Source organism: Terriglobus sp. ADX1 (assembly GCF_036877645.1).
Classification (GTDB): Bacteria; Acidobacteriota; Terriglobia; order Terriglobales; family Acidobacteriaceae; genus Terriglobus.
In genome coordinates this window covers 115,105-129,460 of record NZ_JAEDXV010000002.1, presented here as the reverse complement: position 1 = coordinate 129,460, position 14,356 = coordinate 115,105, and the positions used below count along the sequence as shown (strand labels likewise).

At 59.0% G+C, this 14,356-nt stretch carries 12 protein-coding genes; 6 read left to right on the top strand and 6 right to left on the bottom strand.

Going from position 1 to position 14,356, the window contains the following annotated elements; genetic code table 11:
• Window positions 1–24: 24 nt before the first annotated feature.
• A complete protein-coding gene (locus JAO32_RS02290; protein ID WP_083347154.1) occupies window positions 25–564 on the bottom strand; it encodes an adenine phosphoribosyltransferase in 540 nt (179 codons plus the stop codon).
• A gap of 73 nt (window positions 565–637) precedes the next feature.
• Here JAO32_RS02290 and JAO32_RS02285 point away from each other — a divergent pair, with 73 nt between their 5' ends.
• Window positions 638–847, top strand: coding sequence for a DUF2188 domain-containing protein (locus tag JAO32_RS02285; protein WP_334237075.1), 210 nt, complete (start codon window positions 638–640; stop codon window positions 845–847).
• A gap of 68 nt (window positions 848–915) precedes the next feature.
• Here JAO32_RS02285 and JAO32_RS02280 read toward each other — a convergent pair whose 3' ends face one another.
• Genes JAO32_RS02280 through JAO32_RS02270 form a run of 3 tightly spaced genes read right to left on the bottom strand, consistent with a single transcriptional unit; the run spans window position 916 to window position 2,643 of the window.
• Complete coding sequence (locus JAO32_RS02280) at window positions 916–1,218, bottom strand: acylphosphatase (protein WP_334237073.1); 303 nt, start codon at window positions 1,216–1,218, stop codon at window positions 916–918.
• Window positions 1,215–2,117, bottom strand: a complete 903-nt coding sequence (locus tag JAO32_RS02275) for an alpha/beta fold hydrolase (protein WP_334237070.1) — start codon at window positions 2,115–2,117, stop codon at window positions 1,215–1,217. The genes JAO32_RS02280 and JAO32_RS02275 overlap by 4 nt, the downstream gene beginning before the upstream one ends.
• Before the next feature lie 52 nt (window positions 2,118–2,169).
• Window positions 2,170–2,643 carry a YybH family protein gene (locus JAO32_RS02270; RefSeq protein WP_334237069.1) on the bottom strand — a complete coding sequence of 158 codons (474 nt, stop codon included), beginning with the start codon at window positions 2,641–2,643 and terminating at the stop codon, window positions 2,170–2,172.
• A 15-nt stretch (window positions 2,644–2,658) separates the two neighbouring features.
• On the opposite strand from JAO32_RS02270, the gene JAO32_RS02265 reads away from it, so the two are divergent.
• Genes JAO32_RS02265 through trpE form a run of 4 tightly spaced genes read left to right on the top strand, consistent with a single transcriptional unit; the run spans window position 2,659 to window position 8,362 of the window.
• Entirely contained in the window at window positions 2,659–4,893 is a 2,235-nt protein-coding gene (locus tag JAO32_RS02265; protein WP_334237067.1) for a molybdopterin-containing oxidoreductase family protein, read from the top strand.
• Window positions 4,886–5,860: a threonine dehydratase gene (locus JAO32_RS02260; protein ID WP_334237065.1), complete on the top strand. Its 975-nt coding sequence runs from the start codon at window positions 4,886–4,888 to the stop codon at window positions 5,858–5,860. Before JAO32_RS02265 ends, JAO32_RS02260 begins: the two co-directional genes overlap by 8 nt.
• Before the next feature lie 5 nt (window positions 5,861–5,865).
• Window positions 5,866–6,804, top strand: a complete 939-nt coding sequence (locus tag JAO32_RS02255) for a VWA domain-containing protein (protein WP_334237064.1) — start codon at window positions 5,866–5,868, stop codon at window positions 6,802–6,804.
• A gap of 40 nt (window positions 6,805–6,844) precedes the next feature.
• Entirely contained in the window at window positions 6,845–8,362 is a 1,518-nt protein-coding gene (gene trpE, locus JAO32_RS02250) for an anthranilate synthase component I (protein WP_334237063.1), read from the top strand.
• On the opposite strand, the gene JAO32_RS02245 is transcribed toward trpE, so the two are convergent.
• Both JAO32_RS02245 and JAO32_RS02240 read right to left on the bottom strand, forming a co-directional pair.
• Entirely contained in the window at window positions 8,359–10,281 is a 1,923-nt protein-coding gene (locus tag JAO32_RS02245; RefSeq protein WP_334237061.1) for an ArnT family glycosyltransferase, read from the bottom strand. The two genes, trpE and JAO32_RS02245, sit on opposite strands and share 4 nt — an antisense overlap.
• Before the next feature lie 25 nt (window positions 10,282–10,306).
• Complete coding sequence (locus JAO32_RS02240; RefSeq protein ID WP_334237059.1) at window positions 10,307–11,680, bottom strand: RDD family protein; 1,374 nt, start codon at window positions 11,678–11,680, stop codon at window positions 10,307–10,309.
• 166 nt (window positions 11,681–11,846) lie between these two features.
• Here JAO32_RS02240 and JAO32_RS02235 point away from each other — a divergent pair, with 166 nt between their 5' ends.
• Window positions 11,847–14,336, top strand: coding sequence for an LPS-assembly protein LptD (locus tag JAO32_RS02235; RefSeq protein ID WP_334237057.1), 2,490 nt, complete (start codon window positions 11,847–11,849; stop codon window positions 14,334–14,336).
• The last annotated feature ends 20 nt before the right edge of the window (window positions 14,337–14,356 follow it).

The following is a 14,356-nucleotide window of genomic DNA, read 5'->3' as shown; positions in this document are numbered from 1 at the left end:
ACAGCCGTGTAGCGATGCTGAACTCTACTCGTTGTAGTGCAGTAGCGAGTACACATCGACGTCCGGGAACTTCTGGCGCCCCTTCAGGAAGTCCAGCTCCACGGCAAACGCCACACCGGCAATCTCGCCGCCAAGCTGCTTCACCAGCTGCACCGTAGCCTGCATGGTGCCGCCAGTCGCCAACAGGTCGTCCACAATGACCACACGCTGGCCGGGCTGGATGGCATCTAGATGGATCTCCAGCGAATCCGAACCGTACTCCAGGTCATAGGTCACGCGAGCGGTGGGTGCGGGCAGCTTCTTCGGCTTACGAACGGGCACAAAGCCAGCATTCAAGCGATACGCCATCGCCGGTCCGAAGATGAAGCCGCGGGCCTCAATGCCCAGGACAAGGTCGATCTGCTTGTCGATGTAATACGCCGCAAAGGCGTCAATCATCTGCGCAAAGCCCGCTTTGTCCTTTAGCAGCGTGGTGATGTCGTAAAAGAGAATGCCGGGCTTGGGAAAGTCAGGGACCGTGCGGATGAGGTCCTTCAGAGGTTCGCAGTTGATGAGGTGGGACATGTGGTTATTGTAACGAGCCGGCAGGGATACATAGGCCGACATTCTCGCATCTCAGCCAAAAAGGAGTGTTGCCATGTCGACGGAAAAACACTATTTCGTGGAGAAGAATGAGGACGGCCAGTTTGCGGTACGAGCAAAGGGATCAGAACGTGCCAGCGCCCTTTTCGCCACACAGGAAGAGGCGATCACAAAAGTAAAAGAACTGAATCCTGCTGACCATCCGGATGTGGAGCGCGTTCGCCATACGCATGCTGGCGGCCCGGATAAATGGCGCAAGGCGTAGGTCAGGTACCTCCCCCTTGCTATGTATGGCAGACTGTCGTTCTCGCCGAACGGGAACCGATAAAAGACCTAAACCGCACCTTCAATATGGAACTCAGTGAGTGCGTCCGCTTCGCTGTCTTCCAGATTGTGAATACGGAGGCGGTCCACACGCGATCCACGGCTTCCGCGCTTCATCGCGGCCTCCAATTCCGCTATCTGCTCCGGTGAGCCCGCGGCGACCGCTTCCACATGGCCATGCGGGGAGTTCCGCACCCATCCTCGAAGGCCAATCTCCGCAGCTTCGCGCTGCACAAACCAGCGGAAGCCGACGCCCTGCACACGGCCCTCCACCTGGTAATGCCGCACGATCAAACCTTCTTCTCCACTCATCCCTTCGGCTCCCACAAGTGTTGCAGTATTGCGTTGGCTACCGTCTCGGGCTGTTCCCGCTGCGGGAAATGCCCCACGCCCTCCAGCAGCAGTCGGCGATAGCCGTTGGTGAAGTGCCTGCCTGCGCCATCCGTCGTTTCGGGCAACACGCAGTAATCCTCCATGCCGTGAATCAGCAGCGTTGGCACATCCAGCGTCACCGTTGCATCGTAGCGTGCTTGCTGCACAGCATATTGCGGATCCGCTTCGGCATGGCCCCAACGCACGCGGTAGTAGTGCAATGCAACGTCGACAAAATCCTTGTTCGTCCAGCATTGCGCGGCAGCGGCCAGTTCCTGCTCTGAGAACCAATCCGCCGGTCCCCACGTCTGCCACTGACGTTTGCAGAAGGCCAGCGGATCGGCGCGGAACGCGGCCTCGCCGGGTTTCGTGCACAGGAACCACTGATACCAGTAAGCCTGCGACTGCGACAGCTTGGGAGCTTTCAGTGAGCCGGGTTGAAACGCTACCGCCAACGTAACCATGCGATTCAACCGCTTCGGATGCAGCGCTGCAAGCGTATAGCCAACGCGCGCGCCCCAATCGTGACCGACGAAATCAAACGTCTTCCACTTCAGCGCATCCGCCAACTCAAGGACATCCTGTGCAAGTGCAACGGCCTGCCCTGTACGCCGCGGTTTGCGGCCAATGAATGGCGAACGGAACTCCGTGGGGCCGTAGCCGCGCAGATACGGCACCACAGTGCGATACCCCGCGCCATGTAATGCGGGCAACAGCTTGTCAAAGGTTCGCGGCGAATCTGGCCAGCCATGCACCAGCATCAGCGGCCTGCCATTCTTCGGACCACCCTCTTCAAACACCAGCTTCAGGGTGGAGGTCTTCACTTCGTGAACGCGCATGTCTTTAGGATGCACCCGCCGCGCTGTTCGCGGCACGTAACTCATGCGGAAATTAGGTGGTGTGATCCAGAATGATCTTCCATCCCTGCGCAGTTTTCTCCAACACCAGTGAGAACGTGCCAGACGCATTACCGCCCTTGTTCTTCACGCGTTCCAGCGAGTACCTGCCTGTCGCCATGGCAAAACGATCATCCAGAATGTGCGGTTCCAGGTCGCTGAAAGTCAGCGTGCCCATGCTGGCGCGGTCAGGGTAATTCTTTTTATACGTGGCCTCCACATCTTCAAAACCGTGGGCCACGCCGTTGCTGATCACGATGAGTTCTTTCGACTTCTCATAACTGCTGAGGAACGCATCCATATCACTCGCATTCCACGCGCGTTCCTGCGAAAGCAACACCTTCACCACATCCAGTTCCGCCTGCGGGAGCACCTTCATCTGCTCGCCTTCGGGACGCTGCGCCATGGCACACAGCGGCGCGCTTGCCACTGCGATTACAAAAACCACACTGCGGACGATGCGAAGCATTGCCGGAAGCCTCCGTTGCAGATTGGCCGTTCTTTTACCGCGAGGAACTTCTACAATCATCACATGGGCAGCGGGAACGAACTCGCGTCGGCAACACGCACAGTCCATGCGACCTGTTCGCTGGACTGTCCGGACAGTTGCGGCATCATCGCCACGATTGACAACGCCACGGAACGCGTCGTCCGCATCACCGGTGATCCGCAACATCCTGTGACACGTGGTTTTCTCTGTGGCAAGGTTGCGCGATATCTCGACCGCGTGTACGCACCCGATCGTCTGCTGCATCCCATGAAGCGCAAAGCGGATGTGCCAAAAGGCCCACTGAAACATGGCGAGGAGTTTGCCGCATTCGAGCGCATCTCGTGGGACGAGGCGCTGGATACCATTGCACAACGCCTGCAAGCCATCAGCGACGAGCATGGCCCGGAGTCAGTGCTTCCCTACAGCTACGCAGGCACCATCGGACAGCTTGGCTATGGCTCTATGGATCGCCGCTTCTTTCATCGGCTGGGTGCGTCGCAGCTTGACCGCACCATCTGCGCCAGCGCTGGATCAGCGGCGCTGAATGCGGTGTACGGCGTGCGCATTGGGCCAGAGCCGCAGAGCTTTGTAAACGCAAAACTCATCCTTGCGTGGGGTGCGAACCTGCACGGCAACAGCATCCATCTGTGGCCCTTTGTGGAAGAGGCGCGACGCAACGGCGCACGCCTTGTCGTGATTGATCCATATCAAACAAAGACCGCAAGGCTTGCGGATGAACACATTGCACTCACACCGGGCACAGACACCGCGCTGGCCATGAGCATGATGCATGTGATTCTGCGCGACGGCCTGGAAGAACGCGACTACATCGCCGCATGCACGCATGGCTTTGAAGAGCTGCGCGAACGCGTGATGACTGCGGAATATGCGCCGGAAAATGTAGCGAAAATCTGCGGCATCGACGCGGAAACCATCGTCACGCTGGCGCGCCGCTACGCTACGACGAAGCCTGCGGTCATCCGCATGAACTACGGCATTCAACGCACCGACAATGGCGGCACAGCCGCGCGCGCCGTGGGGATGCTGCCGTTGCTGACAGGTGCATGGAAGCATCATGGAGGTGGCGTGATGCTGTCTTCGTCGAATGCGTTCAGCTTTAATTCCGCGAAGCTGCAGATGCCGGAGTTAATGCTCGCGAGTCCGCTGCACCGCGAAGCGCGCATGGTGAACATGAGCCAACTTGGCCACGCGCTCACTGAGCTGGATGTACCGCGTGTGCATGCGCTGTTCGTCTACAACTCGAATCCCGGAGCCGTGGCACCCAATCAGAATGTGGTATTGAGCGGCATGCGTCGCGACGATCTCTTTACCGTGGTGCACGACTGTTTCCTCACAGACACCACGGACTACGCAGACATCGTTCTGCCATCGCCCTCATTCCTGGAACAGGATGACGTCCAAGGAGCATACGGCCATTACGTTGCGCAGTTATCTCTGCGCGCCATGCAGCCGCAGGGTGAAGCACGCAGCAATGTGTGGCTGTTCGGCCAGCTTGCACAGCGCATGGGATTCGATGAGTCATGCTTCCACGACACCGAACACGATCTCATCCGGCAAGCATTGGATACGCAACACCCGTGGCACGAAGGCATCACGATGGAAGCGCTACAGGCACACGGCAACATGATGCCGCTGAAGCTGCCGCGCAATGAACGCTGCGAATTCATGCCCTTCAGCGATGCTTCATGGTTCAGAACACCGAGCGGCAAAGGCGAGTTCTACTCCGAATCGCTTAAGGAACAGGGGCTCGACCCATTGCCGGCATACGTCGTCGCACCCGAGCGCAGAGACAGTACACAACCGCTGCGCATGCTGGCGCGCAAAGCGGACAACTGGATGAACTCCACCTTTGCGAACATGCCGAAACATCGCGACATGGAAGACGCGCGCATCGGCTTGAACATTGTGGAGATGCATCCGGATGATGCTGCGGCACGCGATCTGCACGAAGGCGATGAAGTGGAAGTAGCCAATGAACGCGGCTCCATTCACCTGCGCGTTGCCTTCACAGGTCGCGTCGTCAAAGGCACAGTTGCCACATCGCTTGGCTGGAACAAGCTGTCGCACGATGGTAACGGCGTCAACGTGCTCACCAGCGAACGCGTTACCGACATTGGCGGCGGAGCCACGTTTTACGCAGTCAATGTGCAGGTTTCACGTGCTATAGACACACCTTCCACGGAGGAGATGGTTGCAACCCATGCCTGAGCAAACCCTGCTGCCCGATCTTGCCACCATCCGTGAAGCATCGCGCCACGTGTACGACGTGTTGACACCCACGCCGCAGATTCGCTGGCCGCAGCTTGAATCGGCTGCCGGGACACAGGTGTGGGTGAAGCATGAGAACCATCTGCCTGTGGGCGCATTCAAAGTGCGCGGCGGCTTGGTATACATGGAATCGCTGCGACGCCGCGAACCTTCAGTCAACACAGTGATCTCCGCAACACGCGGCAATCATGGCCAGTCCATCGCCATTGCCGCACGCAAACATGGTCTGCGCGCCGTCATTGTTGTGCCTCATGGCAACAGCGTGGAGAAAAACGCAGCCATGCGTTCTCAAGGCGCGGAACTGATTGAACATGGCGATGACTATCAGGCTGCGATGGACCATGCGGTTGCACTTGCCAACGAGCACGGTTGGCACATGGTTTCCGGCGTGCATCGGGATCTGATCACCGGCGTTGCAACACTGCATCTGGAGCTGCTGGAAACGCAACCGGAGATTGCCACACTCTATGTTCCTGTGGGCATGGGCTCCAGTATCTGCGGTGCTATTGCCGTGCGTGATGGACTTGGCCTGGCGACAGAAATCGTAGGGGTCACCTCCACGGAGGCACGTGCAACGGTGCTGAGCGTGACCGCAGGACACGTCGTGGAGGCACCCGTAACGGCGAAGATTGCCGACGGTGTGACCTGCCGCAAGCCCAATGCAGAAGCCGTGGAAGCGATGCGCAAAGGCGTGGCACGTTTTGTAGAAGTGCCGGAAGCAAAAGTAGCGGAAGCCATGCGACTGTACTTCGCTGCAACGCATAACGCTGCAGAAGGCGCTGGTGCGCTGGGACTTGCCGCACTACTGATGGATACCGCACGCAGACCCGGCCCCGCCGCAGTGATTCTCAGCGGCGGCAATGTGGACACAACACTCTACGCACAGGTTCTGAATCACGCGGTGTAATCGCCATGCGTTTTCTCACGCTCTTCCCGGTGCTGCTGCTCGCACTGCCCTCACTGGCGCAGGAAGCGCCGGTGGAGACACTGCATGTGACATCGCGTCTGGTGGAAGTCTCCGCAGTCGTTACGGACAAAACCGGCGAACCGCGCCCTGGCCTCACCAAAGACGACTTCCTACTGAAGCAGGATGGCAAAGAGCAGCCGATTCAGTACTTCTCACAGGGTGATGACCTGCCGCTGACCTTCATTGTGATGATTGACACCAGCGGCAGCCAGCGGACTTTCATTGACGATGAGCAACGCGCCTGCGATGTCTTCTTCGAGACGGTGCTGGGACGTCCTCAGGACCGCGCTGCACTGATTGAGGTAAACGCCAACGTCCTGGCCCACAGCGATCTGACGAACGATCCCGGCAAACTGCACCTGGCACTGTATGGGCTGCACTACGACCAGAGGGTAGCCAACGCCACTCGCCTGAATGATGCGATCTACACACTCAGCAAGAACGTGCTTTCAAAGATTCGTGGGCGCAAAGCCATCATCCTAATTAGCGACGGTGGCGACAACGGCAGCATTACAAAACGCGACGATGCAATTGCCGAAGCGCAGCGCGACAATGTCCCCATCTACGCTGTTTCCTATAGCGCATGGAGCGGCCTTCCGCAGTCCGCCTTCGCCAACTCCCCTGGACGTTCAGGCGGCGATCCGGGGCTTGAGAATCTGCAGGCATGGTCCTCTGCCTCCGGTGGCCATGTGTATCAGGTTAGCGCCGGGAGAACACTCAAACATATCTTTGAGGAGATCGCCCAGGAACTGCGCACACAATACGAAATCGGCTATAACCTGCCCGCAGACACCAAGCCCAGGCAATTCCACAAGCTGGAACTGAAAACCAAAGATAAGTCACTGCGAGTACAGGCGCGCAACGGCTTCTTCACGAATCCCTGAACGGCGATCCGAACACTCCAGTACCATTAGTTCAGCCGCCATGCCACGTACCATTTCCGCTACGCCCGATCTGAAGAGCTTCCTCGCACTTGTGAAGAAGAAGCACACGCTCATCCCTGTCTATCGCACGGTGACTGCCGATCTGGAGACGCCGGTGAGCGCCTTCCTGCGCATTGCCGCAGAAGAGCCAGAAGCATTTTTGCTGGAGTCAGTTGAAGGCGGCGAGCGTATTGGCCGCTACACCTTCATCGGCATCCGACCGTATCGCAAGCTGGAATCGCGTGGCCGCTCCATCACCGCAATCGACGGCAAGAAGACACGCCAGTACGAAGGCGACATCTTCCACGAGCTGAAGTCCGCGCTAAGCGAACACAAACCCGCGAAGCTACCGGGGCTGCCGCCGTTTACGGCAGGCGCCGTAGGTTTCTTTGCGTATGACGTGGTGCGGCAGATTGAGCGCCTTCCAGAAACCGCGAAGGACGAACTCGGCGTGCCCGACGCATGCCTGATGTTCTTTGACGAAGTGCTTGCCTTCGATCATGTGAAGAAGGAAATCTTTCTCATCCTCACAGCCGATCTGAAGCGCGAGCCGGATGCGGAAAAGGCCTATGCCAAGGCAGTTCGCCGCCTGGATCGCCTGGAGAAGCAGCTTGCAGGGCCCCTGCCAGCAACGAAAAAGCACAAGCCGCTGGGTCCGCTACAACTGACGCCGCGCACTGCCAAGCGCGATTACATGAAGGCTGTCGCCAAGGTGAAGGATTATGTAGCTGCAGGCGACATCTTCCAGTGCGTGCTGTCGCAGCGTTTCGACTGCCAGCCCGGCGTCGATCCGTTTGAAATTTATCGTTCGCTGCGCATCGTGAACCCATCGCCGTACATGTATTTCCTGCGCTTCCCCATGAAGAAGCCCGGCGCAAGGACGGAAACACCAGCGCACATTGTGGGTTCGTCGCCGGAGTTGCTTGTTCGCGTGCACGGCGGACAGATTGAATATCATCCCATTGCCGGAACGCGTCCGCGCGGCGATGACGAAGCCAGCGATCGTCGTTTAGAAGAAGACCTATTGCGGGACGTAAAAGAAACTGCCGAACACGTCATGCTGGTCGATCTGGGCCGCAACGATCTTGGTCGCGTCAGCCAGTTCGGTTCCGTTGAAGTGAAGAAGCTGATGTTCATTGAGCGCTACTCGCACGTGATGCATCTTGTGAGTGCGCTTGAGGGCAAGTTGCGCCCTGATCTCGCACCGATTGATGCGTTCAAGTCGTGCTTCCCTGCGGGCACGCTCAGCGGAGCACCGAAGATTCGCGCCATGGAGATCATTGAAGAACTGGAGCCTACGCGCCGCGGCGTCTACGGTGGCAGCATCTTCTATGCCGACTTCAGCGGCAACCTGGATAGCTGCATCGCCATCCGCACGCTCTTTATGCACGGCAAAGACGGCTACGTTCAGTCCGGCGGCGGCGTGGTCGCCGACTCCGTTCCACAGACCGAGTACGAAGAGACCGTGAATAAATCAAAGGCAGTGGTGCGCGCGATTGAACGTGCGCGTTCACGTTAGTAGACGGTGTCGCGGTTGCTGATGATCTGCTTTCCGCCGCCTTCGGCAACGATGTAAGTTCTGCCCGGCAAAGCCGGCAGCTTACCCGGCTCTGTCCACACAAAGACACGCTGTACACCTGTCCAACGCAGGCGCATGGATGCATCGGTCTCAAAGATATCCGGCGCATCCGTGAAAAACGATCCGTACCAGAGGTTCGAGGATCGTCCATGCCAGATATGGATGTTGTCGCGACGCAGATAGAAACCGAGCGTCGATCCTGACTCATATTCGCCGTTGATCACGATCAGGTCATCCGGGCGAAGATCAGGCTGAATGGTTCGTGCCAACCGTTCGCTGCTGAGCACCGGAGCGAAAGTCTGCAATCCCTTATGCGCGGCGACAAGAAACATTGCCGTGGCAACGCCAAGAACAATGTTGGCGTGATGCGGACGATAGTTCTTTCGCAGCCACCACGCGGCCAGCGTCCCACCGAAAAGCGCAACAGCAGTCAATATCAACGGATCGCGGAATGCTCCCATCGCAGTTGCATTCAGATCGAGAAAGTGACCGAAGGACAACGCATACTCACCAGGGTTTTGCTGCAGCATGGTGGCCAGATCAAAGGTTGGTGGCGGCACCTTCGCATGAATCAAAAAGAACACACACACCACAGAAGCAAGGCTGCCCAGCACCAGCAAGACAGTGGCAATGCGTTGCCCGCTTTGGCCCAGCGTTGCCGGAATCACTTCGCCCTCTGCTTCCGTGGCTTCGCGATCGAGCCAGCGGCCGATCAGCATCGCAAAGAACGGCAGCGATGGCAGAACGTAATACTCCTGCCGCGTGGAGAACGAGAAGAACACAAGCGGCAACAGCGCCGCAATGGTCAGCAGCAGCAGCGTTTTCTGCTCACTATCCAGTGACAGCGCGGTGCTGCGCGAACGGAAGGCACGCCACGGCGCAGCGCCCACTGCCTTAAACAGGAACGCACTCCACGGCATCATCCACACCAGCACCAAGCCCCAGAACAGCAGCAGCGGCACGGTGTCATAGTCACGCGGCACGCGAAGGTTCAGGTAGCGCAGCAGGTGTTCGTTCATGAAGTAGAACCACGTCCACCCATGCACGTTGCCGTAGGAAGGCTCGCCTACCTGCCAGCCCTTCCAGAACAACGGAAAGATGTGGCCGGGATGTGTCAGCCCTGCGGGATGCCCTTCCGTGGGATTCGCACGGCCAGCAGCGATATGCCACGGAGCACCCACCAGCAGGAACATCACCAGAGCCGAGATGGGATGAAGCTTCCACACGCGCCGCAGTGTTCCCATGAAGCCACGCGTCAGCAACAGATACAGCACGATGGTGCCGATGGGGAAGACGAGGCCGATCAATCCCTTGGTAAGGATATTCAGCGCACATGCCGCACCGAATCCGAGAGCCGGCAGACGCCACGGCTGTTCGCCCTGCTGCTCCGTGATCCAGAAGCAATACAGCGAAGCCGTAAGCCAAAGGCACACGATGGCATCCGGGATGAGGATGCGCGTGAAGATGAAGATGCCGAAACACAGCAGCAACAACATTGCCGCATAGATACCCGCGCGCGTGCTGCGAAAGGCGCGGCGCGCAAAGCTTTCCGTCAACAGAAAAAGCGCCAGCGCAAACAGTGCCAGCGGCAACCGCGCTGCGGCTGTTGCCGCACCAAATACCTTCATGCTGGCCGCCATGGACCAGTACAGAACAGGTGCTTTTTCCAGGTAGCGGATGCCGTTCGCGTAGAGCGTAACGGGGTCGCCGCGCTGAATCATCTCGCGCGCCACTTCTGCATGGACGGAATCGGCATCGTCCAGCAGTGGCGGAACAATCAGCGTGAAGGTGGCATAGAAAAACAGCCACAGCAGCACGAGGAATTTGCGGTTGCGAGCAGGGGTGAGCTCATATGCCATGCCCCTTCAGCCTATCGTGAACACATTAATATCCGCGCGGATACATGCGCGAAATGCGGTCGTGCCATCCGAGATTTTCTTCATCCATGCAGGCCCACAGCAGTCCCAGCCCTAGCGGCATACCCGCCAGCAGCAGTGCAAAGATGCGATGCAGCATGGCCTTGCGCGTGGGATTTTCATCATTGAAGGTGCATAGCCCGATGCGCGCATAACGCATACCCGGTGTGGTGCCACTGAGGGAGAAGAACAGCGTCTGGTAGCCAATGGCAAAGGCAAACAACGTCACCACAGACGCCAGGACCGCAGGCAGCCCCGTGGGCAGAACCGGCGAAGCATAGGCCGCCACCGTTACCGCCATCAGGAATCCAGTGACCACACAGCATGCGTCCACCAGGAACGCCATCATACGTTGGCTACCCGGAGCCACATACAGCGGCATCGCAAACGAGATCTGCGCATCCGGCGACTCTGCCATCCGAACCGGCGCGTCCACATCCAGACGGATGGTGTGCCACTCCGGCAGAACGCTTTCCACCATAGGCTCTGTGGAAACAGCGCTGGCTTCCACTTCAAAGATACGAAGCTGTGCACGCTCCGGCGCGGCATCTGCTTCGTCACGCAGAGGACCCTCCGCCAAGCGCGGACGAGCTTTGCGTGCGGCCACAAGCTGGCGCGGAAATTCAATCAGGTTCGTCGGCAGCGCCACGGCTGAGTCCAGTGGCCCAGTGGCCAGTCCCAGACGCTCTGCCAGCGTTGCTGGCTTTTCCTGAATCTCATTGACCGCAGCCGTGAACACCTGCGCGAAGTCAGGACGAGCTGGAGGTGCAGGGGCAACAGCCTCCACCACGGCAGGCGCGGCTGGCTCTGCCGCCTGCACGGTCAAAATCGGCGGCTCTGCGACGCTCACAGGCTCCTTAGCCATGACAATCCTGGCTTCGGTGACGGCCTCAGAGATTCCCAATGGCGATTCCGTCTCCACCGGCGCCGCAAAGGTAATGACTTCGGCAGGTCCGTGAGCTTCCGGCTGCGGCGCAACCGGTTCGTTCCACTGCTCAATCTCTTCCAGAAGCTGCATCTGCGCGGCCGCAATGGCCTCTGCATTGCGACGGGCGACCTCGGCGGCTGCCTCAGCCTGCCGGATGGCGGCTTCCGCCTCCTGCTTCAAAAAATCGCTATAGGAAACGGAACGGGCAAAGCGAGCCGCCACGGAATCCGCAACGCGATGGCGCGGTGCGGGCGTCTCCATAGGCAGCATGGACTGTGTCTCCGCGGTCCGACCGCGACGCTGGCGGTGCTCGGCCAGGCGGTTGGCAATCTCACGCTTGAGGGCGCGTGCTTCCTCTTCAGAAACGGTGCCAGCGGGTAGCGGCTGCAGGGGGAGAGGGCTCGCGGTGCTCAAGGCGTCTCACTTTCGTAGAATAGAAACTTCAGTGAGCAGCAACGCCATTTTCCGGAAGAACGTCACGCGAACATCCAGCACGCGCTCCGGGGTGTTGCCGCCTGGCATCGCATCCGTGCGCGAAGCCTGTATTTGCTGGTGTATCACTTTGGCGGCGGCGTTTGGAGTGTCTGCGACGGCACAGCAGGTAACTGCCAAGGAACCCCCTGCCGATACATCCCCTGCCGCAACGCCGCAACCGCGCGATCTACCGCAGGATCCGGGCACGGAACGGTTTCCCACAGCCATTCCTGTGCCGGAGCCTTCGGCAAAAAAGATCATCATCGATAGCGACCGCCAGAGCCGCAATGGCAACATGCTGCTGCTGGACGGCAATGTCGTCGTCACTTACGGCGACTATCGACTGGAAGCCGACCACATCCGCTATGACCAGACCACTGGCGACGCGGAGGCCGAAGGCCATGTACACATCGTCGCGGACGGCGGCAAAGAAACCATGCAGGCCACCCGCGCGCTGTTGAACATCCATACGGAAAACGGCCGCATGTACAACGTGTCCGGCTCTATTGGCGTGAAGCTGTCGACACGCGGCACCACGTACACCACGGAAAATCCGTTCCTGTTCACCGGTCGCGAAGTGATCCGCACCGGACCGCAGCAGATGGAGATTATCGACGGCACTGTCACCAGTTGCCAGTTGCCGCACCCCGATTGGCAGTTGGCCGCGGGACACTTTCTGGTTCAGGACGGCAAGGCACGCGCAAAGAACACGATCTTCCGGCTGTACAACATCCCGGTGTTCTTTCTGCCCTACGCCACGCACCCCACCGACAGCGAAGAACGCCAAAGCGGCTTCATGATTCCAATCGCTGGCAATTCGACCACGAAAGGAATCGTGATCGGTGAACAGTTCTACATGACGCTGGGTCGTTCCGCCGATCTGACCGTAGGTGCGGAATACTTCTCGCGGCGCGGTTGGGAGCAGTCCGCCAGCTTCCGTATGCAGGGCCGCAACAACGATTTCCTTCGCGCGCGGTACTCCGGACTGCTGGATCGTGGCTTCTACCAGGCAACGACCACCACCACGAATGGCCAAACGACCACGGCGAACACCTACGTCAATCAGGGTGGTGAAGATGTCGCGTTCTCGGGGCGCAAGGACTTTTCACTCCACACGCGCGCCGCTGCAGACGCTGAATATCTGAGCAGCTACATCTACCGCGAGGCCTTTACCGACAACTTCAATCAGGCCGTGTCATCCGACATCAAGTCCTATCTGTACGGCACGACTGCTCGCAACGGCTATGTCGCGGCATTAGAGATGGAGCGCTATCAGGGCCTGAAGATTGTCAGCACCGGCGAACAGATCCGTATCTTCCACGCACCTGTACTCGATCTGGATTCGCTGGAGCGTCGCATCGGCACCACGCCGTTTATATGGAGTTCCACGCTGCAATATGCGGGCCTGAAACGGACGCAAGGAACACCTTCCGCACAGACAGGCTTTGCATCGGATCTGGTGAGTCGCTATGACGTTCATCCGCAGCTTTCCATGCCCTTTGGCTTTGCCGGGTTCCGCTTCCGCCCCTCGGTAGGTTTGCACGATACGTACTATTCGCACTCGCGAGCGGCGACAGCCCTGCCCGGCCCGGTGCCAACCGAACGCGCCCCCGGCTTGAATCGCTTCGTGACAGAAGCGGGCATGGAGATGCGTTTCCCGGTTCTGGAGCGCACCTTCGACACGGGCGCCTTCCGCAAAATATTGGGCCGTGAAGCGCGTCACACCATTGAACCTGAGATGAACTACCGCTACGCCAGCGGTGTTAGCGACTTTGCCCGCACGCTGCGCTTCGATGACACTGACGTTGTCGCGAACCGCAACGAACTGGAGTACGGATTTACGCAGCGCCTGTTCCTGCGCCCCACCAAGACACGTGCCTGCTACGCCAACGAAGACCCCGCAGAAACGAATTCGTCCTGCGGCGGCACACGCGAAACGATTCGCTGGAAGCTGGTGCAGCGCCATTACTTCGATGACACGTTTGGCGGATACCTGACTCCTACGAATCCCGACGGTGTGCTGGTGCTGAATCGCCGCAACGTTCTGGATAGCACGCTCGACCTCAGCGGCATCGCGTTCCTTACGGACTTTCGCAGCGCCTCGCCCCTTGTGAGCGAGATGAAACTCAGCGCCACCGACCACATCGACATGGAGTGGGACATGGCCTATGACCTGCACGCAGGACGCATGCGTCAGAGCAACGTCTTCGTCGACTACCATCAGGGCAACTTCTTTGGCGGATTCAGCCATGCGCGTCTCTATGCGCCAGGACGTTTCACCACCGATACTGGGAGCGGCAGCACAGCCACATCCCTGATCAGCGACTTTAGCCAGCTCCGCGTGCTGCTGGGTTATGGAACTCCTTCCAAACCCGGTCTCAGCATCGCTGCCAATGCGGGCATCGATCTGAAGCTGTCGCAGGTGCAGTACGCCGCATCGCAGGTTTCCTATAACTGGAACTGCTGCGGCATCTCCGGTGAATACCGCAAATACGAACTGGGCAGCGTGCGTAACGAAAACGCCTATCGCTTCAACTTCACGCTGGCCAACATTGGCACCGCGGGCAATCTGCGCCGTGCGGAGCGGTTGTTCTAACGCATCGTGTAGCGTGAACA